A 22785-nucleotide genomic window follows, 5' to 3' on the forward strand; every position below is an offset into this window, starting at 1 on the left:
AAACTAAATGTTTAGTGTCTTTTTCAATTATTTATGGTTTTTCTAGCCCCTAAAACAATGATAATTGTTGGTATAATACATCAGGAAAAAATGTATTTAATCTTCTAAGTTTTTAAAATTGGCTGTTAAACAGGAAGGCCTATGGGACTTGCGCGAAATCAAAATCAACTGATTTGAACCTTGAATTTGTGATGCGATACGATTTTTCTTTAGCGTTTACCAATTAAGTGTGGTAGAAGAATTCCTGAACTTGATAAAATACCAAAAGACGTCTTACGAATGCGCTGGCATTGACAAACCAGGACTGCAGTATTCTTTGCGAGGAAAGAAGAAATTTTAATTCGACAAATTTATTTTTTTGTTGTGCTTCGATAGTTTTTGATATAATCAGATGGGTTCATACCAAATAATGCACTAAACTGTTTACGGAAATACTTGATATCGTTGATACCTACTTCCCAGGCGATTTCTTTAATGGTATAGTTGGTTTCGACCATCAGTTGAGCTGATTTTCTGAGGCGGATAAAGCGGATGAAACCAGCTATTGATTGACCGGAAATGGATTTTACCTTTCGGTACAGGCCCGAATGGCTCATGCCAATTTCCTGCGAGAACTTTTTGATATTAAAAGATTCATCTGCAATATTCTGCTCAATAATATTGATGCAGGTTGATAAAAACTCCCGGTATTCGGGTGAGATTTTGAAGTTTTGTTTTTTGAAAGTGATCTCATTATAGAAATATTGCTGGAGTTTGGTGCGGTTTTCTAACAGCGCTTTAACCCTTGCCATTAGCAATTCCTTCTCAAACGGTTTGGTAATATAATCATCTGCACCACATTGGGTACCTTTTAGCCTGTTTTCGGGATCGGATAATGCCGTTAATAAAATTACAGGAATGTGTCCAAGTGAAGGATTGTTTTTGATGGATGTGCATAATTCTAACCCTGTTCCATCTTCCATAAGAATATCGCTGATGATGATATCGGGCAAATGTTGGATGGCTTGTTCAAGTCCTTCTTTTCCACTGGAAGCGGTAATAACCAAGTGATCATTCTTGAATATGCTCTGAATATATTCCCGGATACTCTGGTTGTCTTCCACAATCAGGATGAGGTCCTGTACATTCAGGAGGAGATTTGGATCCGCTTTTAATGTTGGTGGAGTCTGTTTGTCTGGATTTTCGGCTTGGTAGATTTCCGTTGGAAGATTTTCGGAAATCGGGAGGTGGCCGAAATGGTTTTTCCCTTTTTTGAAAGATAGAAAAAATGTAGTCCCGATTCCAGTTATGCTTTCATAAGAAATCTGTCCGCCATGTTGATCCATAAATTGCTTTACCAGGTAGAGGCCGATCCCGAATCCCGGGGCTTCGCTGTTTTCCCGGACCTGATAAAACCGATCGAACAATTTTTCTTTAACATCGCCATCAATACCAATTCCACTGTCTTTTAAACTTAATTCTACTGTATCTTCCGTTTCCCATAAGTGCATGATAATTTTACCATCAGGTTTGGTAAACTTTATGGCATTAGAAATTAAGTTATAAAGGATGGCCTGGATCTTTTCCCTGTCGCCGTACAGCGCTACGGCATTATCTGCGCAAATAAACTGATAGTCTAAGTTTTTTAACGCTGCTTGTCCAGAAAAACTATTGTGAACTTCTTTGCAGATTTCGTAAAAAGCAAGCCTGGAAATTTTTAAATCTTCACTCTCCCCTCCAACCTTTCGAAAGAGGAGTAGTTGATCTACCAGTTTCAACAATCGTTTTGCGTTTTGGTACACCAGATCAAGGCCTCCTTTACTGCCAGAGCCGGGATGATGATGCATATAATCTTTTAGCGGATTAATAATCAAGGTTAATGGTGTACGAAACTCGTGCGAAACATTGGTAAAAAAAGCAAACTTTTTCTCGTTCAGCTCTTTTTCTTTTTGTGCATTTAGGTGGGCCGTTTTGATTTCGTAATTTAGATTGGCCTGACGCACCCGGTAACCATTGTAGGCATATATCAAAGCAGATCCAAAAATAACATAACAAAGGTAAGCCAGCCAGCTGCGGTACCAGGGTGGCCGTACATTTATAACAAGCAGGCGGTAATCCGGCCCCCATTCACCAATATAATTATTGCGTTTAACGTGCAGGATGTATTTGCCATCTGCTAACCGAAGAAAAGTGACCGGGTTAGCCGCTTTAGTTTCCATCCATCCACTATTACCTCCTTCCAGATGGTATGCAAATTTTATTGTACCGCTGTCTGCAAAATCTATAGCAGAAAAAGTAAAAGAGAAGACCGCATCATTATAGGGTACGGTTATTTCGGAAATCCTTTCCTGATTGGTTTGGTCTACTAATTCATCGTTCGCTTTAACGGGTTGATTATTCACATATACGGAATACAGATAAGGGGCTGGGAGTTTTGCCGTATTTGCCTGAAAGTTTTTCGGATTAAAAAGCGTAAAACCTTTGACGCTACCGAATGCCATTTCTCCGGATTTTAGCCGCAAAGCGGCATTGTAAGAAAATTGATTGCTGGACAGGCCATTTTCACTATAATAATTGTTAAATTTTTTATGCACCGGATCGAACCGGGATAAGCCATTGTAAGTACTGAGCCAAAGATAGCCCTGGTTATCCTGAAGAATGTTAAGCACCGAATTGTTGCACAGACCTTCTGCATCAGAAAACTGTGCCTTTATTTTTCCCTTTACCCTATCGAAAAGTATCAAACCACCGCCTTCGGTACCGAGCCAGAGGTTTTTGTCGCGATCTTCGAATATTGCCCTAACGGGTTTGCCCACGGGATAATAAATGTGTTTCTTCGCCTGAGTATCGATCCTGATCAGATCGTATGAGGTGCCCGCCCAGAGCTGATGGAAAGAATCCTCTTTAAGTGCATTTAGGTCAGAGAGGCTGCCATCAAAGCGTTCGAACTGATCTTTTTTAGTGTTCAATCTGTATATTCCTCCATCAACAACTGCGGTTGCCCAAATATTATCTTCATGATCCTGGTAAATAAGCCAGATGTAATTGCTCTCCAACCCTTCTTTATTCATGCAATGATATCTTTTAAAGGATTGGGTTTTTTCATGGTATCGGTTAACACCACCACCAAAAGTACTTATCCAGGTATTTCCTTTTTTGTCTGTTAATATGCTCGTAACGAGGTTATTGCTTAAAGAATTTGGTTTAGCTGGATCGTGCCTGAAATGGGTAAAGCTATTCGTTTTTGGAGCGTACAAACTCATGCCGCCCCCATCTGTTCCAACCCAAATTTCGCCGTTAACTTTTTCATCCAGGCAGGATACATAATCGTGTACCAGGCTGTTTTGGGTAAGTGGGCTGTTACTGAATGTCTGAAAATACTTTTTTGTACTGTCAATAATAACAACACCTCCATTTAATCTGGCTATCCATTTACGGTTATCTTTATCACAATACATATACGGTATGGTCTCTCCGCCGGTATATGCAGCGCTCTGCGATGTAAGTTTGGTTTGGCTAATGCGTAAGGTCTTTATATCCATGGTGGACAAACCACGGCCTTCAGTTCCTATCCAGAGTTTGTATCCGGGATTTAACAGAAGCGACAAGATGTTTCCGTTGGAAAGCTTTTTCCCGGTTGAGACTTTTGGGTTTTTGTTGCCGTAAATAACCGAAAATTGGTACAGGCCCGTTCTGGTTCCAACCCATAAATAATTTCCCTTCGCCAGTATACAATTGGTAAGCTTCGTATCTGCATTTACCAGAATCATTTTTTTTTGCTGGCGATCAAAGTAATATAGTCCCAATCCGCTGATGGTGATCCAAATATGGTGCTGATCATCCTCCGCTATACTGGTTATATTGACATTGTTAAGTGGCTGTTTTTTGTCACTGTTATATATCTGGTAAGGATATTTGTCCTGCTTGCCTTTGTAAAACATGCCGACCCCATTTGTCCCAATAAATAAATTACCCTTTGAGTCACGGATTATTGTATTCACCGCACCCTTTAATCTGAAAGGTTTGCTCCCCCGCCGGAACGTGTAATCTGCCGGTGAAAATTTTCCGCTTTGCGCATGATATATGGCCACACCTTGCCCGGTACCAACCCAAATGTTGTTTTCTGCATCTTCGGCAATACAATAAATATAGTTATGAGGAAGTGAATAATCATCTTTAAGCCGGTTACGAAACACTTTAACAGCACTTCCATCATAGCGGTTCAGTCCATCGTAAGTACCAAACCACATATAACCATAATGATCCTGAAACATGCACCTTACCGAATTATTAGAAAGTCCTTCATTTATACTAAACAGGCGCTCATCGTGTTGATCGGCTTTGATACGCCCGGTGATCAATAGTAAACAGCATAATAACGACAGGTATTTTGGCATAATTTGTCAGTTTTTTTTAAAAAGAATCTGACTTGTAGTATTCAGTAAGATTTCATGCATATCAATGTAGTTTCAACTTTTAAAACATTAGTTTCCATGAAGAATCTATGATCCTATCGTGGTTAGACGTGTAAATTTGGTTAGCAACATTGATCAGCTTTAAGCTGCACATTGTTTACACTAAGTTAGTTATTTAAAGTTAAATGTTATGATGACGTTTAATTTATTTTTAATAATTATGCTAAAAGATTCATTTGGTTGTTGTCCATTGTCTTTCTCAAAAAAATATACAAAATGATATTTACTGCGCAATTCTGATAGAACGCTCTGGTACAGTCTGCTAAGCAGGAAAACAAGTAGGGAAATTTTGGAAAGGAGAAAACGCTGTAAGGCGCAGGGCAAGACTGCCTGTGCAAAAGAAATGCTGAAGGTATTTGGACAAAACAGCAAATCTCGAACTCAGGGTCGAGGATATCGCGTTTAACCTGATTGTATATGGGATATACCAATATCAGGCAAAGGGATTTTGGCATGCTGCCATAAACAGATACTTAAGGGAACCTCCTTATAAGGCGTAAGGAAAAGATGTCCTGATCATACTAGGCGGCTATTTTTCTTCTGACAATCTTTGCTATGAAGATTGTTTTTCCAAAAAGGGCAGAATTTTTAATAAAAATAGCCAGGGAGCATCAATTTATAACCTGAGTTATTCATTTAACGCTCCCATAAGCTATCTATCTAACTAACTAATAAACGCCGTCTAAATCCATGGCACGTACAACTTTAACGTGTCTGAATGCACCTGTTTCTGACCACTCAGAGTCATAATTTAATCCATACGGCCAGAAGTGGCCGCCTCCGGCATTAATATTACTGGTAGGTGTTTCTAACGCCCTGATGGTGGCAATACCATTTGTACCAGAGTATGTTCCTCCATTGGTCAGATTATACCAACCTCCGGTTTGTCCTACGCCATAACAGTGGCCCATTTCATGCATCGCCGTACGTACATTCTGATAACTTGTATTTGCACCGAAACTGATGCTGCCATTCACATTAGCTTCAGCTGTTGGCACACCTGTATTGTAAGATACATTAAGGGTTCTGGCGTCCCAATCGGCACCGGCATTATAACGTGCACAGGCATCATTCATTGCATTGGTTATTCTGGTGATCACATCAGCCGGAACGCCATTAGTTGATGTCCATGTCCAGCCAACCTGCCCGTTGTATTTTGTTTTCACCAAAACCCATTGCTGGTTCTCGCCACTATGTGAAGCATACTGGTTGATATCTCCACCATCTTCCAATGAGGAGCCCCATAAATCCAATGCCTTTCCGCTTGCCCTGTTTACAATGCGATAATAGTTGCTTCCTAATGCTACAAACTGCCATTGCTGGTTGTTGGCGCCGTTATAATCATTTATCTGAATATTGCCGCCATCTGTATTATCCGCAGCAGTTAAAGCCCGATTGCTTTCTACTCCAATGATACTGTAATATCCGCCCGTTAAGGCTGTCAGTTTCCATTGCTGGTTAGTGCCACCTGTTCCGCCCCACTGCCATACACTGGTATTATTCCCATTTTGTCCTCCAGGTACATCTATCACCTTACTGCTGGTTTTATTCATGATGTAAAAGGTTCCATTTGCAAGTGCCTGTGGGATTTCAATAGCCTGTATGGCTTGAATTTTCTTTTTGGTTATTGCCGCATTGAACGTTTCTCCATTATTGGAAGCCATCTCAGCAGCCTTCTTGCAGCTGGTAGTCAATACGGAGACAAGTAAAATCATACTTGCATACTTAAAAAGCATTTTGTTTTTCATAATTTGATTTAAGTTGGGTTGAGTTTGTTTTTATGATAGTTTACGCGACTATCAAAGATTTTGTATCCCAAAGGCGTAAAATTTTTGAATTTGAAAAATCTCTGGGTGTTAGCAATGAAATTTTAATTTGTTGATATTGAATAGGTTATTTTCAATAACAAGAAATTTTAGTCGGAGTACCTTTTGCTGCCCGTACTCGACTTTTTTGGCATTACTGCTGATCTTGGTAGACATTTTCGATTCATATCATATTTGGTTAGGTGATTACAGGAGTGTATTAGTTATTACGTCTGTAGTTCAAAAATAATATACAATCAGCCACGGGTGGGGTTGTAAATTAATCGATTTGGGGGGGTAAATCAATCATTTTATCTTAATTTAAATAACGAAGTGTGAAAAGTAATTACATTCACAGTTGTATTGGCTTTGCTCCGTCCTAATCATGTTTATTTTATGGTTACGGGACCAGCTTATGTATCATTGGCTATTTAATATATAATGGGCATTTGATAGGCCAACAGTTAGAAATCTTCAGCGATATATTAAAATTTTTCGTTGCGTTTCTTTAAATTAAAAATAAATGTTATTTATACGTTTATTTATTTTATTGATAAATTGCAGGCAATCAATCAGATAATCGTTAAATATTTTCTAGCCAATTATTATTAATCCATTAAACAATCAGCATATCATAGGGTAATTTTGTAAAAGCCTTATTGATAATACCCAACTTAAATTATGAATTATTACATGAGATCTATTTTATTAATTGTCGCGTTGACAATTGTTTTTTTTAGCGGTTTTTCGCAAGAAGTGAAATATCCAAAGAAATTTGAAGGGTATCTTTTTGCCTATTTTGAAGGATCAGGACCAGGCAATGGACAAGAGCAGCTCCGGTTTGCAGCGAGCGCTGATGGAATAAACTGGGCTGCACTGAATCAAAATAATCCCATAATAAAATCGGATACGATTGCTAATTCTGGCGGCATCCGCGATCCACATATCCTCAGAAAAGAAGATGCAAGCGGATTTTATATCACGGCAACGGATATGAACACCCATAAAAATGGCTGGGCCAGGAATACGGGAATAGTCATGTTGAAATCTTCAGATTTAATTCGCTGGACCCATAGTGCTGTTGACCTGGCAAAGGAATATCCTGCAACTTTTGCGAAAGTGAAGTGGGTATGGGCCCCGCAAACAATTTATGATCCGATAGCAAAAAAACATCTGGTGTATTTTACCATCAGGTTTGAGGATAACGAAAAGCTTGATTTTTATTGCGCTTATGCCAACAAAGATTTTACAGGTTTTGAAAAGGAGCCAACTTTAATGTTTAGCCCAAAATTTGGTGGTATTGATGGCGATATTATTTACAAAGACGGGATCTATCACTTCTTTTATAAAGGAAATACCAAGGTAGATGGAAAGGAAGTGAAAAATGGAATCCTGCAGGCCACTTCGAAATCATTGCAGGGGCCTTGGATAGAAGATTTTAAATATCTGGACGCTTATGCCGGAACGGGCACTCCGGTGGAAGGATCAGGTATTTTTAAATTGAACGATTCTCCGGATTATGTACTGATGTATGATTTATATACAAAAGGTAGATATGAATACCAGAAGAGCACCGATCTGTTTAGCTTTAGCGATGCTCCATTGTCATTTACCAAAAATTTTTTTCCAAGACATGGAAGTGTGATCGGGATCACCGCCCGGGAAGCCCGCCAGTTGAATAGTACCTGGAAAGGTATGCCCGGTGAATTGCTTATTCCTAAACTTCCTGCCGATCGGTTTCAATTCGTAGCTGATGGAAACCCGATCATCACGCACCAGTATACCGCAGATCCGGCAGCGCTTGTAGACCAGGGGAAATTATGGCTATTTACAGGGCATGATGCAGGCGGGAAGCAAAAAACTTTTAAAATGGAAGATTGGTCGGTTTTTTCAACAACTGATTTGAAAAACTGGACACAGTACCCTGTTCCGCTAAAGCTTTCCGACTTTTCTTGGGCAAAAGGTGGCGATGCTTATGCAGGTCAGGTGATTAAGCGCAACGGCAAATATTATTGGTATATCAGCACCAATGCATTGGGCATAGGTGTCGCGGTTTCAGATCAACCTGAAGGTCCGTATAAAGATGCGCTTGGAAAACCCCTCTTAACCAATGAAGATTGTTATGATTCCAAAAATTATTGGGCATGTATTGATCCAACTGTTTTTGTGGATAAAAAAGGACAGGGCTGGATATTTTGGGGAAATAGTGAATGTTACTATGCTAAATTAAAAGAAAATATGATCGAAATTGATGGTGCTGTAAAAAGGATTAATTTTGAAGGTTTTAACTTTACCGAAGCACCATGGGTACATGAAGAAAAGGGGACTTACTACCTGTCTTATGCTACTGGTTTCCCGGAAAAAATAGCCTACGCGACGAGCGAATCCCTTGATGGACCTTGGAAATACCAAGGTATTTTGAATGAAATTGCAGGCAATAGTGATACCAACCATCAGGCTATCATTGAGTTTAAAAACAAATGGTATTTCTTTTATCACAATGGGGCCATACAGCCTGGAGGTGGAAGCAATAACAGATCCGTTTGTGTAGATGAAATTTTTTACAACAAAGATGGAACACTTAAAAGAGTAATGATGACGAGTGAGGGCGTAGGGAAGAGGTAGTTTAAAAATTAATGCAGAGATATCACTTTAAGTACACTTGTGGTCAGTGTGAGGCCACTGGGAAAAGAGTAATTGGAATTGCAATAGTATGCTGGCGGCCGCTGTGCCACCAAGCCCATGATGAAGAAGTAATAGTGCCGGCCGGGCTAAGGTGCTTTCGACATAGATATCAAACAATACAAAAACTGCCTGGATCTTCTTATTGATTCAGGCAGTTTTTTATTAGGTCGAAACCACTATTTTATGGTCAAATTAACAGTGAAGGTAGCGGTCACTTTACTGCCTGAAGCTAAAGTATATACCAACGCCTGTTTCATGGTGTATTTATCACCTGTATTCACACGGTTAGGATACTGACCAGCGCTTAACTTAAAATTCTGTGCATCAAACTCACAAAACACACGTGAATTAGCCGAACTGTAGCTAACTACATAACCATTGGCATCGAACCACTGTCCGTAGCCATTGGCAGTGAGGGTAGCATTCAGGTTGTTATTAGGTTCAAGTGCGTAAAATTTAATGTCGGTTCCTATTTTGTTGGTAATATCTTGTTTAGGTAATTGAAAGGCAGAAGCCAGTTTAGCAATATCAATTTCGGCTGTGGCATAATCGTAAGAAGTGGTACTTCGTTTTACTTCAAGATTGTAACTAAAAGCCGCATCCTTAGGTGCCTGATTATTGTAACCCGGTAAACTGGTGTTTTGGAATTTTACTTTGTATGGCCATTGTTCATCATTGGTATTGTTATCATCCCAGGCATGCGGATTATATCGGGTAGGGGCGCCGGATACCACAAACCAAAGGCGGCTGCAATTCACCGGAATAGTAAATGTTGCATTTCCGGTGGCACTTGAGAACATGGGGCTGTAGCTTCGGGTACCATTTGTTGATAAGGCAACGAAACCATACCTCCAGCCGGCTATGCTGGCATCTACCTGGTTGTAGCCCGGGGCATTTGGCAAGCCTTGAAATGCGGCTGTAACAATTGTACCTGCTGCAGGCACTTCTAAAGGCATCACATTGTAACCGGTTGTTTGCGGGCAAAAGCTTGGATCCGGTTGGAAAGCACCATCACTCATCAGGTTCATTTTATAATGATGTGCACCAATTTTGCTTGCACCCAGCGTGCGGATGTTATCAATATCCCAGGTTACAAATTTAGATGCAGCATCATATAATTCATCGTTTAGTTGGCTCACCGTAAGTCCGTATAAACGTTGGTAAACCTGAATCGGATCTTCAAAACTCTGCGACGCCTGCCATATTTTGCCGATAACGGTAATACCTCTTTTTTGTGCCCAGTACTGATGGATCATGTAGTTGGCGTAACGGTAATCTTCGTGGATAAGGTGTTTTTGGTAATTATCCAGGTAAGGATCGAACCAGCTGCTAAAAAGTTCATCAGGGTAGGAGATAAAAGCCTGCCATTGTGCGGTTTGTTCCCAAAAGGCATTTCCACCTGCTCCATTGCCTCCGAAACCCCATCTGAAGCCATGAGAAGTGCCTAAGTCACAGGATACCTGATATTGAAAACTATGGCCAATCTCATGTCCGATTGTTGAGCCAACCGGCCGGCAGGTCTGCGGACTTATCCACAATGCACCTATGGTATCGTCGTATCCTGAACCAGTTGCACGCCAGCCATCCTCATAATATAAAAAGATCATCATTTTATATTGGTCCAGTTTTGAAGTTCCGTTCCCAACAGTGGCAAATTTCAAGGTATTCACATTTAAGTTATAAAATGATTCGGCCTTGGCCAGCAAATCATCAATATCTACCCGGTATTTCGAATCTACATTTGTGGAGGAAGGATTGTTGCTGCCATATCCTTTTCCCCAGAACAAAATGAAGTGGTCAGATTGCTTGGAACGGGGATAACACCATTCGCTTTCGGTGGAGTTCCAGTCCATATTCTGCATAGATTTTGGTTTATAAATCTGCAGGGCGGTAGCTGTTTTCGCACTGGTTTGATTTGCAAGAGGGTCAGGTTCTATCTGAGCTTTCTTACACGCTGTAAAGTTTAATAATAAGATCAAGGAAAGTGCGGCACGGATTCGCCAGTGCAGCGTTAATTTTGTTAGGTTGTTCATTGTTTTAGGATTAGTTGATGTATCCAGCAAATTAACCAGAACCCTAAAACTATAATGACAGCTTTTTAGCTAGAAATAACTCATTTTTAACCAATTACATTGGTTACGCGCCTGTCTGTTTTCATATTCGATTTTTCCATGCTTGATGAGTTTTGTAACATGGATATTTATAATAACAAGTATGTTTATTTCATCAAAGCCCGATCTTTTTTTTATCAATCAGTAAACCTTCAATAGCCAGAATATCAATTTCAGTATTTAAGAAACAACATATGGCATCTTCAGGACTAGAGGCCATGGGTTCGTTCATTACATTTAAAGAGGTGTTAATCACTGCAGGGCATCCCGTAAGGTTATAAAATGCGGTAATTACCAGATGAAAATCAGGATGATAAGTTTTGTTCACGACCTGAACCCGGGCCGTCCCATCAACATGTACCGCTCCCGGAATTAAAACTAAATGAGGTGCCTGATCGTCATTGTTATCGCTTAAATAGTTTTCTGTAAACAACATGTAGCGGTTTTTGGAGCTTTTGCCAAAATATAAACCGGCAAATTCTTCCAAAATAGCGGGGGCAAAAGGACGGAAAGACTCTCTAAACTTAATTTTTGCATTGAGTATGGCTTTCATTTCACCATTTCTGGGGTCAGCGAGAATACTTCGGCAACCGAGCGCTCTTGGTCCAAACTCTGTTCTTCCTTTGAAATAGGCAATTACCTTGCCATCAGCTAAATACGCTGCTATTTTGCGATAATAAAGGTCCTGTTCAACTTTTTCGTAATCCAGGCCATAAGCACTAAGTCCTGCAATCACTTCAGTTTGTGTATAACTCGGACCAAGCAGTGATTGTTTCATTCCATCTACATGCAAATCTGTATTTCTAATGCCAGATAAATGACTGTAATACACAGTATAGGCCGCACCCAATGCGCCACCGGCATCGCCGGCTGCAGGTTGTGTCCAAACGCGTTTGAAACCAGAATGCTCCCTGATGGTTGAATTAATGATACAGTTTAAAGCAACACCTCCAGCTATGCAGAGATTATCGATTGCAAATTCCTGGTAAAGACTTTGAGTCAGCTTAAGCATGATCTCCTCGGTTACCTTTTGTATGGAACTTGCCATGTTCTTATGAAATGCCAGCAGTTCTTCGCCCTTTGCACGGGCTGGATGGCCAAAAAGCTTGTCGAATTTTTTATTGGTCATTTTCAGCCCGGTACAGTAATCAAAATAATCCATGTTCAGGCGAAAAGAACCATCCGCTTTAACATCAATCAAATGATCGTAAATAAGCTGTTTGTATACCGGCGTACCATAAGAAGCCAACCCCATTACTTTATATTCATCAGAATTGACTTTAAAGCCTAAATAATAGGTGAAAGCAGAATATAAAAGACCGATGGAGTTGGGGAAATTAATTTCTTTTTTTAAAGTCAATTGGGTCGAACTGCCTATTGAAACCGTTGTTGTGGCCCATTCGCCCACACCATCTACCGTTAATACCACCGCCTGTTCAAACGGACTCGGATAAAAAGCAGAGGCCGCATGGGCATGATGATGACCAGTAAACAGGATGGTGCCAGATTTTTTCCAGTTCTGATCAATTGTATGGAGTGCTTTAGCTATATTCTTTTTGATGAATAATTTATCTTTCAACCATACCGGCATCGCTTTTAGGAAAGATTTTAATCCCCTGGGGGCAAAATGAACATAAGTTTCGAGCAAACGTTCAAATTTTAAAAACGGCTTTTCGTAAAATACAACATGGTCTACTTCTGTTAGGGAAATATTGGCAAATTTAAGACAGAATTTTATCGCTTCTGTAGGAAACGACTCGTCATTTTTAATCCTTGAGAAACGTTCTTCCTGCGCTGCAGCTATAATTTCTGCATCTTTCAACAAACATGCTGCGCTGTCGTGATAGTAAGCAGAAATTCCCAGAATATAGCCCATGCCGTGTGCCCGATTAGAATAAACTGTAAATGAAGGGAGCCAGTACAGAGCCATGCGCTGCCACAAGTACGACACCTAAGATGATCAGAATGATAAATAGGGGCCATAACCAGTATTTTTTGCGCTGGGTTAAAAAATGGAAAAATTCGATCAGTGTATCCATTGTATGTATTAATTTAGAATTGTTGATGAAATGAACCCGTTGCCCGGCCCGATACTTCTTCCCAATAAGAATCCAACTGCCTATTCTTTTTTGTTTTTAAACTCTGCTTTTTAAACAGGCGCAGCAAAAGGGCAATAGGGCTGAGGATGAAGATAAATAGTAAGGTTAACAAAATTGTACCATTAACCAATCCCAGAAAATTCCCAGCTTTTAACCATATGGTCTTTATGGGTTCAAGGCATCGAGGAGCGAAGATAGCCGTTATGATTAACCCTGCAGATAGTAACAGCATAATGTACTGTAGGTAGGTTCCTTTCCAAAAAATAAGGCAGAATGAAATAACTGCAGCACCTAAAATAAGACCAAATTTTCTGTTTTCTATTTTATTGTTGCCCATGTTACCTGCTATTTTTCTTCGTATATTTTGCTGCTGCTTCATCAGCCCTGAGTTGATGATAATAGCTTGCAATTAATTCATTGATGTTATCAGATCGCGTTTGTTTTTTGAGTTTGATGATGTTTTTTAGTATTTCTTCCGTTTGCGTATCCAGGTAGGTTTGCTGAGCAGCATGTTTTAGTTCATTATTATATTGCAGTGCTTTCTCCGGTAGATCTGATTTAAAATAAAACAGAAAAAGATTGTTGGCATTCCCGCTAGTTGGTTCAAGGTCATAAGCTTTTTTGAAATAAAAATCAGCGGTTTCCAGGTCTTCCAGTTCAAAACACAGGCGGCCTGCATAAGTGTAATAGCTGGTTTGGTAAGGGTTTTCCAGCAGTACCGCTTCGGTAACTTTTAAAGCTTTTCGTTTATCGCCATTGGCCATAGCGGTTTTATACAGTTCGTCCATAGCTGTTCTCCAGGTAATCCTGTCAACAGCCAATGCGCCTGCAAGTTGTTCTTCAATTGAATTGCCACGGTTATAAGAATTTATTGGCTCGTTAAATGGCCATCCCGAGCGGAGCATCATAATCTGATACACACCATATAGCGAATCTACTTTGGTAACGGGCATGTTAGCCAGCAATTGCAAAAAGGACATTTCGCTTTGTTTTTTTGCGGGTATTAAATTCCGGGCATTAATCTGCTGATAAAAAGATTCACTCATTATTGCGTAACCCAGTAAATTCGGATGTACATGCTCTAAAATAGTTTCTTTACCAATTATTCCACCGGTTTCATTTTTCTCAAACAGGGCGCGGGTATCAGCCAGATAAATGCCGGGATATTGCTTACACAGTTTTCTGATGATCTGATTAAAGCTTTCTGGTGCTCTGAAACGCAGCTGATCGTACTCTTTTGCCAAAACAAAATTTGCTTTCGCGGCTTTAAAATCACCATTTGCGTATTGTTTTTGGCCAGCTGCGTAATGCTTTTGCGCTGAAAATTTGCCTGCACTGATAAATGGTTTAAGGTCTTTTTCGTTACTTACTAACGTACTGATAACTGTTGGAATGTGTTTTTTAGACAACAACCGGCACAATTCGTCCATATTATTGCTAAACTGCGCTATACCACGATTAAAATCAGCCGATTGATAAGCAATTTGCTGCTTGGTTACCATGCGTTTCATCAGGTTTTCCCGCTTATCAATTTTTCTTCCAGAAAGTTTTGCAACAGCATCAATGATGCGATCTGATAATTGTACCAGCTTAAGTTGGCGCAGTTTAATGACCAGTTTTATCCAGGTGCTGTTTCCTTTTATCTGGCTGGTAGAGCCTATGCCTAAAGCGCCGTAATATTCGTTATGTCCGGTATACACCAGTACCAGATCTGGCTCGTTGTTAACAATTTGCTTGGCAAAATCTACTACTGTGTAAGAATTTACCGCGGTAAGTGAAACATTAATCACCTCAAAATTAAGGTCTTGGTATTGGTGCATCAGCCGGTATTGCAACCACCTGTGGAACGATCCATTGTGCATGTATGGGTAGCCGGCAGTGGTCGATTCGCCTATCACAAATATTCTAAAGGTATTTTTGGGTTTTACGGTGCTGAAGCGTTCGCGGTTACCCTGTGTTGCATTGGCAGTGGTAGAAAAAAACTTATAAGAGGCGGTAGGGTTCATCATCATATAGCCCTCTTGATCGGGATCTTTGATAAACAAAGATGGATCAAAACCATAATTGAATAATCGCAGCATGATTTCGATGAAGCATAAAAATACCAATGGCAGCAACAATGCCGCTGCCTTAAAGTATAGCTGTTTTCCCCTGTCCATTTTTTACACGGTAGATATTATTCTGTAAACCTGCATTGCTTTTTGTCTAGAGTTTAACGGAAAGTTTCCGGCCATTATAATTAAATGATTTGTTAACTTTTTGGTTATCAATGCCTGTTCCGTTCTGTTGGCTTACCATCACGATGTTAAATTTGCGTTGTCCGAGCATACCTTTAAACTGTCCTTTTCTATCCCCAACGGTAAGTGTTTTTGTGGCATCGTTCCATTTAAAGTGGATTTCTGAAAATGCGCCCTTTTCATAGTTGTAACTGTCGTTTTCATCTTCATATAAAACAAAATCGCCGTTATCGCCAGGATATATGCGTATATCCAGATCGTTCCATCTTTTTTCTGTTGCGTATTGTACTTTTGGACCCCATGGTACAATTGAGCCTGCCTTTATATAAAGTGGTATAATTTCCATTGGTGTTTCACGTTTTACCGTTTGCCCGCCTTTAAACTCTTCACCTGTCCAGAAATCGAACCATTTGCTTGCAGATGGGAGGTATATTTCTTTACTTGTCATCCCCTTATCAGTAACTGGTGCTACGAGAAACGCGTTCCCGAACATATATTCCGAGCTGTTTTCGAAACCTGCAGGGTCATTGGGAAATTGTGAGTACAATGGGCGCATGATTGATCCTGCATGATGGGTTACCGTCCAGGCAGTAGCATAAGTATATGGGAGTAAACGGTAGCGGAGGTTGATAAACTTCTCCTGGATATCAAATGCCCGATCTCCTTTTGTGCCAAACTGATAGATTTCTCTTGGTATATCAGTACCGTGCGAGCGCATCATCGGGGTAAAAGTTGCAAACTGCATCCACCGGTTATACAACTCCTGAAAATTAGGATTTTTTGCACCACCGCCCTTTACAAATTCTCCCGCAAAAAAACCACCAATATCGCCATTCCAATAAGGTAATCCGGTTAATGAGAAGTTTAATGCTGCTGGTATCTGTTTTTTTAGTGTAGGCCAGTTAGAACCAACATCGCCACTCCAGGTATTTGTTGCGTACCGCTGCTGACCTGCAAATGCCGACCGGGTTAACAGTAATACGCGTTTGTTATTACTTGCAGCTCTTTGGTGATCATAAACACCTCCTGTGTGCTGAAGCGGGAAAGCGTTCTCTACACTCCGGTAACTTCCCAAATAGGTAGGTTGATCGAAATCCTGTTCCTTCACATTAATATGGTCTGGTTCTGTGGAATCGAGCCACCAGGCATCTATACCTAGTGAAAATATACCTTTGCTAAGGTAGCTCCAGTAAATGTTGCGGGCAGCCGGGTTGTATACATCGTAAGGTTTTGTGTTTGCACCCGGTGGCCAAGTATCAAAGTTTAAGAGCATATTCTTTGATTTAAACTCTTTGTATTGCGGGGTTTTTGGTGCAAAACCTGGCCAGGAAACAATAAAAAGATGGGCATTAAGCTGATGCACGCTATCTACCATGGCTTGTGGTTTTGGAAAAGTGGTAGGGTCGAAACTCATGGCATTCCAGTTATCATCTTTACCCCAATATTGCCAGTCTTGTACAATACCATCAAGTGGTACGTTCAACTTTCTGTATTTTTTTACCACATCAACAAGTTCAAACTGGGTTTTGTAGCGCTCGCGCGATTGGCTGAAACCAAATGACCATAAAGGCATCATCGGAGCTTGACCGGTAAGCGAACGCATTTGTGCCACCACACCATCTCCACCTCCGCCAAACATAAAATAATAATCGGCGCAGTTGCCAACCTGCGAATCAAATGAAGTTTCCTGGATATTATCTGTAAAAGTAGTTGGTGAATAGTTGTCCCAGAAAATGCCATAACCTTTTACCGACTGGAAGAAAGGGATGGCAACTTTCGTGTTTTCCTGTTTAAGGAGTAATTTTTGCCCTCTTTGGTTTAATTTTCCATTCTGCTGCTGGCCAAGACCATAAATAATCTCATCCTTGTCTAATAAATAGGCCTGTCTAACCGTATAGGTTGGGTTGCTGGCATCGTTTATTGCGGTAAACTGGGTGCCATAATCTTTTTCTGTAAATAATTTTTTGCCGTTTGACGATTCAAATAAAACTTTTCCCGTTTGTAGGTTAACCGTTGCAGTTATTAATTTACTGCTAATGGTTACATTTTGTCCATTGTTTTGAATATCAAGTGTTAATTGTTCAGGAAGTTTTATAACAGAGAGACTTTCTTTTTTTTGCTGACTCCCTTCGGGCTTTCTAAAAACTCTTACAATAGACGGCGAATAAAAACTGACATCTACATCCATCGATTGGATAATGGTATGGATACCCTGGGGAGTTTTTTGAAAAGATTGAGCCTGTACGGAAATGTGATAGCCCAAAAATAATGTAATTACGGCAATAAATTTTCTTTTCATATTTAATATAATTTGAGGCTGTATTATAAGGTAGTTTTTCTGAATTTGTCACGTTGAGCTTGTCGAAACGCCTTACACAGACCTATTAGAGATCCTTCGACAGGCTCAGGATGACAGTTCTCTATGTTACAATACAGCCTCAGTAATAAGGATTAGTATCCTGGGTTTTGTTTTATGTTCGGGTTTTTAGCTAACTCTGCACGTGGTATGGGCAGTAGTGTACGATAATCTCCATTAGGCGAGTGTGATAACCAGGATTTTTTGGTAAAAACACCAAACCTGATCATATCCTGCCTGCGCCGTCCTTCTGTATTGAATTCCCAGCCCAATTCGTCAAGGAACCTTCCGTACTGAATGTCGGCGCCACCCTCTACCGTAGACGTTAAATGATTGCGAAGGCCATAGTTATATACGCTGCCCTGCAGTAGCTGGCTACCTGTTACAATTGCTTTTGAAGGATTGCTCGGGAAAGATCGCTGACGAACCTGTGTAACCAGTGCAGCCGCGCCAGCAGCATCCCCTGTTCTTAACAGGCATTCAGCCTTCATCATTAAAACATCTGCATACCTTAGCAAAGGGAAATCGTTGTTCATTCCCACCAGGGCTCCCGGCTTGAATTCAAATTTTCCTAACCTGAAACCATGTACCTCGTCAGATTGATCAACACCCGGAAGCTCATTGATGTAGATTAGCGGTTTACCATTACTGGCGCCAAGCGTTCCCAATAAAACAGCACCTGAAGCAGTATATTGCTGTCCCTGTACATAATTGTCTTTTAACCGGTTATCTTCCGGGTCAAAAGTGCTTACAAACTGTGGTGTGGCACAGATTCCGCCCCAGGGCGAGTTTTTGAAGTTGTAGGTAGCCTGGTTTTCCGGTTGAAGTGTTTCCATGTGCAAGGTAAAGGCATTGGCACCATCGGAAGTAAACTTTTCATCAAAGGGTATGGCAAAAATGGTTTCTTTACTACCTTCATTTGCGTCAAGAAAAATACTTTTCTGGTTGGCTTCGAGTGTATATACGTTTGATGCAATGATCTCATTACATGCGGCAATACATTGGGTATAGGCCGGAGTGCCAATATATACGTTAGCATTCAGATAAATTTTAGCCAGCAGGGCAGTGGCTGCCCAGTAATTAAATTTGCCATAAGTAGCCTGGGTATTAGCCTTGCTCAGGTTTGGAAGGCTTTCGGTAAGCTCTTTAACAATAAAAGCATACACCTGCGCACGTGTACTCTGTTGTGGAAGAAATCCGGAGGGTACATCAAACTTATCTACTATAGGTACCCCGCCAAAGAAATCGCAGAGGGCATAGTAGTAAGATGCCCTTAAGGCTCGTAACTCTGCTATGGTAGCCTCTTTACCGGTAGTAATTGGTATCAGGTTGGATTGAATCTGGTAAAGTACACGGTTACATGAAGTAATACCGCCATAGGCATTGTTCCAGATCTGGTAGCTGTTTTCCTCATCAGATGTCCATCGGTGTTCGTGCATCCGGCGATAGATCCCATTATCAACCCAACCGTTAGGGCGGGCAGGTATTACCGCTTCGTCACTGGAAATCTCGTTGGTACGAAAGATAGAGTTATTACTTCTTCCCAGCATTAAAGGTCTCCAATACGTATAACCTGCGCCAACCAGGGCTGCTACATCAGCGGTATTAGGGGTAAATTTATTTTGGATAAATGCGGAGTAGTTTTCGTCTTTTAGCTTCGTGCAGGAGGCTAAACTAATCACCAGGACCACAAGTGCCATGATGCCAGTACTCAATATATATCTTGTTTTCATGATGTAAAGGATTAAAGGGTAAGAGAAAAACCAAGTGTAAACGTACGGGCAGTTGGATACTTATCTGGAGAATCATTGCCGGGTGCCAGGCCACTCCAGTTCACCTCGGGATCTAAACCCTTATAACCGGTAATGGTAAAAGTATTTAATGAGGAAACATATACTCGTGCACCTTTAAGATATTTGGTTTTTAGCTTGTTAAAAGTGTAACCCAAAACAATATTGTCAATTTTCCAGAAATCGCCGTTTTCTACATAATAGCTGTTAAATTCTACAGGCATATTTTTATTAAGGACAGCTGTGCCAAGAACAGGATCGTAAGCTGATGCCAGTCGGTTATAGTTCTGAATACCCGTATTCTCATAATACATTCTTTGTAAATTGAGAATCTGGAAACCAAATGCACCACGCATGGTAACGCTTAAATCAAAGTCTTTATACCTGAAGTTATTGTTCCATCCGCCTGTAAATTTAGGAATACCGTTTCCGAGTACCTTTTTGTCTTCAAAAGCATGATTGAACTGGCTGTAAGAAACATCTTCACCATTTTTACCTTCATAAATCCACTGACCATCAGCCGTTACACCTTTAACTTTAAAGCCGTAAAAATCTCCGATGTTATCTCCAACGCGCACAATATTGGTAAAAGTGGTTGCCGGCGGACCTGTTCCTCCGGTAGTGAAAAAGTCGTTTGTGGCCTGGTATAAATCGTTAGATAAGCTAACGAGTTTATTTCTGTTGGTCGAAAAGTTGAAGCTTGTTGTCCATTCAAAATCTTTGTTTTGTATCGCCACAATGTTTAATAAAGCCTCAATACCTTTATTTTGCATGGTACCCACATTCGCTCTTGTACTAGGGAAAAGGTTTGGTGGGCTAGGCACCTGGTAATCAAATAACAAACCATTGTAATTTCTATTGTAAGCATCAACCGTACCGGTAATTCTTCCTTTATACAGGCTAAAATCGAGACCAATATTAGTCTCTCTTTTTTCTTCCCAGCGTAAAGCCGGATTTGGGTTTTGTGTAGGTACAAGTGTCTGGATCCAGTTGCCATTAGAATATACATTTGAACCGTAGCCCAATAACGCCACAGCGCGGAATCCATCGTTCGGCTGGTTACCGGTTACACCATATCCTGCGCGAAGCTTTAAGTCATCAAAAATCGTCTGATTTTTCATAAATGCTTCGTTGGTAATTTTCCATCCAACAGATAGGGAAGGAAAATTACCATAAGGTTTTTCTGCACCGTAAAGCTGGCTTGCACCTTCTCTTCTTAAAGAGGCCATTAACAGGTACCTGTCTTTATAGCTATAGGTTAACCTGCTAAAAAAACCAATGAGGTTGGTTTCAGCATAGCCACTTCCCAATAGTGCATCTAACGCGCGGTTTGCCCCACGGCCCTGCTGAATATTATAATACCCAAAAGCATCTGTAGGGAAATCATAATTCCGCTCATAGAAATTCAGGTACGAATTATCCTGATAACTGTATCCGCCCAATAAAGAGAAACTATGGTCGCCCAGTTTTTTTGAGTATTGGGCCGTAAGCTCGAGCAACCTGTCTATACTTTGAGTAGAACCTAGTGACGCATAGCCATTAAGTTTGTCTCTGATGTTGGAAATGTGGAATTTCGATTCTGAATAACCGCCATTTGAAACAAACTTGGTGTATGAGCCTAAGGCACTTAATTTAAGATCAGCAATCGGATTGTAAGTAATCTGAGAATTTAAACGTTGTGTAGTGTTTTGGTTAAGGCCTGTGCTTTCGAAAAGGCGCGCAACAGGGTTATCATAATCAAAATTGTTTGGTTCTTCAAAATAATGCCCGTCACTGCCAAAAAGTGGAGAGGTTGGGTTACGGATCAGAGCCTGACGATAAACACTGCCATTGAAACTGGCACCATCCTGGGTTTGGGTGTACTTATTGTTCTGTACTAAAACGCCCATATTGATTTTTACCTTGTTATCAAACATGGAATGATTGATGTCTGCTCTAGCCGTTAGCGTAGCGTTGTCAGATTTTTTAAAGATTCCGTTAAAATAGCGGTAGTTTACGGTAGCCAGGTAATTGGTTTGGCTGTTACCTCCACGGAAAGTAATATTGTGGATGTTGGTAATGGGTGTTTTGTTCGAAATCTCTTTTAACCAATCTGTAGTTGCACCAAGATCGAATGACGGAAGACGTGTTCCTTCGGCAATTTGCCTGCGGTAGTCATCGGCAGTAAGCATATTGAGTTTTCGGGCAATAATTTGGGTACTTACAGAGCCACTATATTCTACTACATTGCTGTTCTTTCCTGAAGATCTCTTCGTGGTAATAATAATTACACCATTGGTACCGCGTACCCCATAAATGGCTGCTGCAGAACCATCTTTTAAGACATCTACCGATTCAATATCTTCTGGTGCTACCAGTTTAAGACTGCTTGGTACACCATCTACAATAACGAGTGGATCGGCATTGGCGCCAAAGAGTGTATTATTGCCCCGAAGCCTGATCTGGCTGCCGGCAGTAGGGTCGCCGCTTGGCGTGCTAACAGTTAGTCCAGCTACTTTGCCCTGGATTAACTGACCTGCATCTAATACAGGCGATTTTACAAAATTCTCGGCTTTAACACTAGCTACGGAGCTGGTTACATCACCTTTACGTTGCAATCCATATCCGATTACCACTACATCCGTTAAGTTATTAGCTTCTGCCTTTAGCTTAACATCGATTTCAGTTCTGTTGTTAACTGCTATTTCCTGTGTGGTAAAGCCTATTGAGCTAAAAACCAAAGTTTCGCTGCCATTAGCCACCTTAAGGCTGTAGGTTCCATTGGGTGCTGTCTGCACACCTGTATTGGTGCCTTTAATTTTAATGCTCACAGAAGGGATTGGAAGACCGGCCTCATCAGTAACCTTTCCTGTAACGACGATTTCGGCTGTTTTATTTGTAGTGGGTTCAACTATTGCTCTCCGTTGAATGATGATAATATGATCTTCAAGCTTGTAGCTGATGGGTTGAGATTTTAGCGAAAGATCCAACGCCTCAGCCAAACTCATTTTATTAATTTCGATACTCACCGGGTGGGTTCCGTTAAGCATTTGCCTGGTATACAAAAACTGGTAACCGGTTTGGCGCTCAATTTCCTTGAAAATTTTTTCAACAGCTGCATTCTTTTTCGAAAGTGTAACCGTTTGTCCATTACTGGCCAAAGAGAGCTGTAGCATTAAGGAAACTAATAGTAGGCATGTTAATTTCATAACCAGTAGCGGTTTACGCAGATAGGCCAGGAGCCTACTTACGCGTGATGCATAATAATT

General features: G+C 40.6%; 11 protein-coding genes. 1 reads left to right on the forward strand and 10 read right to left on the reverse strand.

The window, feature by feature from the left end:
* Positions 1-350: 350 nt before the first annotated feature.
* A complete protein-coding gene (locus ABEG20_RS00780; protein ID WP_406825517.1) occupies positions 351-4376 on the reverse strand; it encodes a two-component regulator propeller domain-containing protein in 4026 nt (1341 codons plus the stop codon).
* A gap of 746 nt (positions 4377-5122) precedes the next feature.
* On the reverse strand, positions 5123-6202 hold the full coding sequence (locus ABEG20_RS00785; protein WP_406825518.1) for an RICIN domain-containing protein: 1080 nt from the start codon (positions 6200-6202) through the stop codon (positions 5123-5125).
* Positions 6203-6952: 750 nt separating this feature from the next.
* Here ABEG20_RS00785 and ABEG20_RS00790 point away from each other — a divergent pair.
* Positions 6953-8884 carry a family 43 glycosylhydrolase gene (locus ABEG20_RS00790; RefSeq protein ID WP_406825519.1) on the forward strand — a complete coding sequence of 644 codons (1932 nt, stop codon included), beginning with the start codon at positions 6953-6955 and terminating at the stop codon, positions 8882-8884.
* Positions 8885-9120: 236 nt separating this feature from the next.
* Here ABEG20_RS00790 and ABEG20_RS00795 read toward each other — a convergent pair whose 3' ends face one another.
* The 8 genes from ABEG20_RS00795 to ABEG20_RS00830 form a co-directional block, all read right to left on the reverse strand.
* Positions 9121-10977 (reverse strand): DUF4859 domain-containing protein, encoded by a 1857-nt coding sequence (locus tag ABEG20_RS00795; RefSeq protein WP_406825520.1) that lies wholly within the window; start codon positions 10975-10977, stop codon positions 9121-9123.
* Positions 10978-11170: 193 nt separating this feature from the next.
* Complete coding sequence (locus ABEG20_RS00800; protein WP_406825521.1) at positions 11171-12931, reverse strand: carbamoyltransferase; 1761 nt, start codon at positions 12929-12931, stop codon at positions 11171-11173.
* A 13-nt stretch (positions 12932-12944) separates the two neighbouring features.
* Positions 12945-13094, reverse strand: a complete 150-nt coding sequence (locus ABEG20_RS00805) for a DUF5989 family protein (protein WP_406825522.1) — start codon at positions 13092-13094, stop codon at positions 12945-12947.
* Between the two features lie 13 nt (positions 13095-13107).
* Entirely contained in the window at positions 13108-13533 is a 426-nt protein-coding gene (locus ABEG20_RS00810) for an SxtJ family membrane protein (protein ID WP_406825523.1), read from the reverse strand.
* Positions 13493-15313, reverse strand: coding sequence for a GDSL-type esterase/lipase family protein (locus ABEG20_RS00815; RefSeq protein ID WP_406825524.1), 1821 nt, complete (start codon positions 15311-15313; stop codon positions 13493-13495). Before ABEG20_RS00815 ends, ABEG20_RS00810 begins: the two co-directional genes overlap by 41 nt.
* Before the next feature lie 46 nt (positions 15314-15359).
* The gene (locus ABEG20_RS00820; RefSeq protein ID WP_406825525.1) at positions 15360-17690 is read right to left on the reverse strand and encodes a TIM-barrel domain-containing protein; all 2331 of its coding nucleotides are present in this window, start codon (positions 17688-17690) and stop codon (positions 15360-15362) included.
* Positions 17691-17842: 152 nt separating this feature from the next.
* Positions 17843-19480, reverse strand: coding sequence for a RagB/SusD family nutrient uptake outer membrane protein (locus ABEG20_RS00825; RefSeq protein ID WP_406825526.1), 1638 nt, complete (start codon positions 19478-19480; stop codon positions 17843-17845).
* Positions 19481-19491: 11 nt separating this feature from the next.
* Positions 19492-22692, reverse strand: a complete 3201-nt coding sequence (locus ABEG20_RS00830) for a SusC/RagA family TonB-linked outer membrane protein (RefSeq protein WP_406825527.1) — start codon at positions 22690-22692, stop codon at positions 19492-19494.
* Positions 22693-22785: the final 93 nt, after the last annotated feature.

The organism is Pedobacter sp. KACC 23697, assembly GCF_045348445.1.
GTDB lineage: Bacteria > Bacteroidota > Bacteroidia > Sphingobacteriales > Sphingobacteriaceae > Pedobacter.

Excerpts from the sequence above, each read along its gene's own strand:
- ABEG20_RS00800 (WP_406825521.1), bottom strand. The coding sequence starts at position 12,931 with ATGGGCTATATTCTGGGAATTTCTGCTTACTATCACGACAGCGCAGCA.
- ABEG20_RS00815 (WP_406825524.1), bottom strand. The coding sequence starts at position 15,313 with ATGGACAGGGGAAAACAGCTATACTTTAAGGCAGCGGCATTGTTGCTG.
- ABEG20_RS00795 (WP_406825520.1), bottom strand. The coding sequence starts at position 10,977 with ATGAACAACCTAACAAAATTAACGCTGCACTGGCGAATCCGTGCCGCA.
- ABEG20_RS00785 (WP_406825518.1), bottom strand. The coding sequence starts at position 6,202 with ATGAAAAACAAAATGCTTTTTAAGTATGCAAGTATGATTTTACTTGTC.
- ABEG20_RS00810 (WP_406825523.1), bottom strand. The coding sequence starts at position 13,533 with ATGAAGCAGCAGCAAAATATACGAAGAAAAATAGCAGGTAACATGGGC.
- ABEG20_RS00825 (WP_406825526.1), bottom strand. The coding sequence starts at position 19,480 with ATGAAAACAAGATATATATTGAGTACTGGCATCATGGCACTTGTGGTC.
- ABEG20_RS00820 (WP_406825525.1), bottom strand. The coding sequence starts at position 17,690 with ATGAAAAGAAAATTTATTGCCGTAATTACATTATTTTTGGGCTATCAC.
- ABEG20_RS00830 (WP_406825527.1), bottom strand. The coding sequence starts at position 22,692 with ATGCTACAGCTCTCTTTGGCCAGTAATGGACAAACGGTTACACTTTCG.
- ABEG20_RS00780 (WP_406825517.1), bottom strand. The coding sequence starts at position 4,376 with ATGCCAAAATACCTGTCGTTATTATGCTGTTTACTATTGATCACCGGG.
- ABEG20_RS00790 (WP_406825519.1), top strand. The coding sequence starts at position 6,953 with ATGAGATCTATTTTATTAATTGTCGCGTTGACAATTGTTTTTTTTAGC.
- ABEG20_RS00805 (WP_406825522.1), bottom strand. The coding sequence starts at position 13,094 with ATGGATACACTGATCGAATTTTTCCATTTTTTAACCCAGCGCAAAAAA.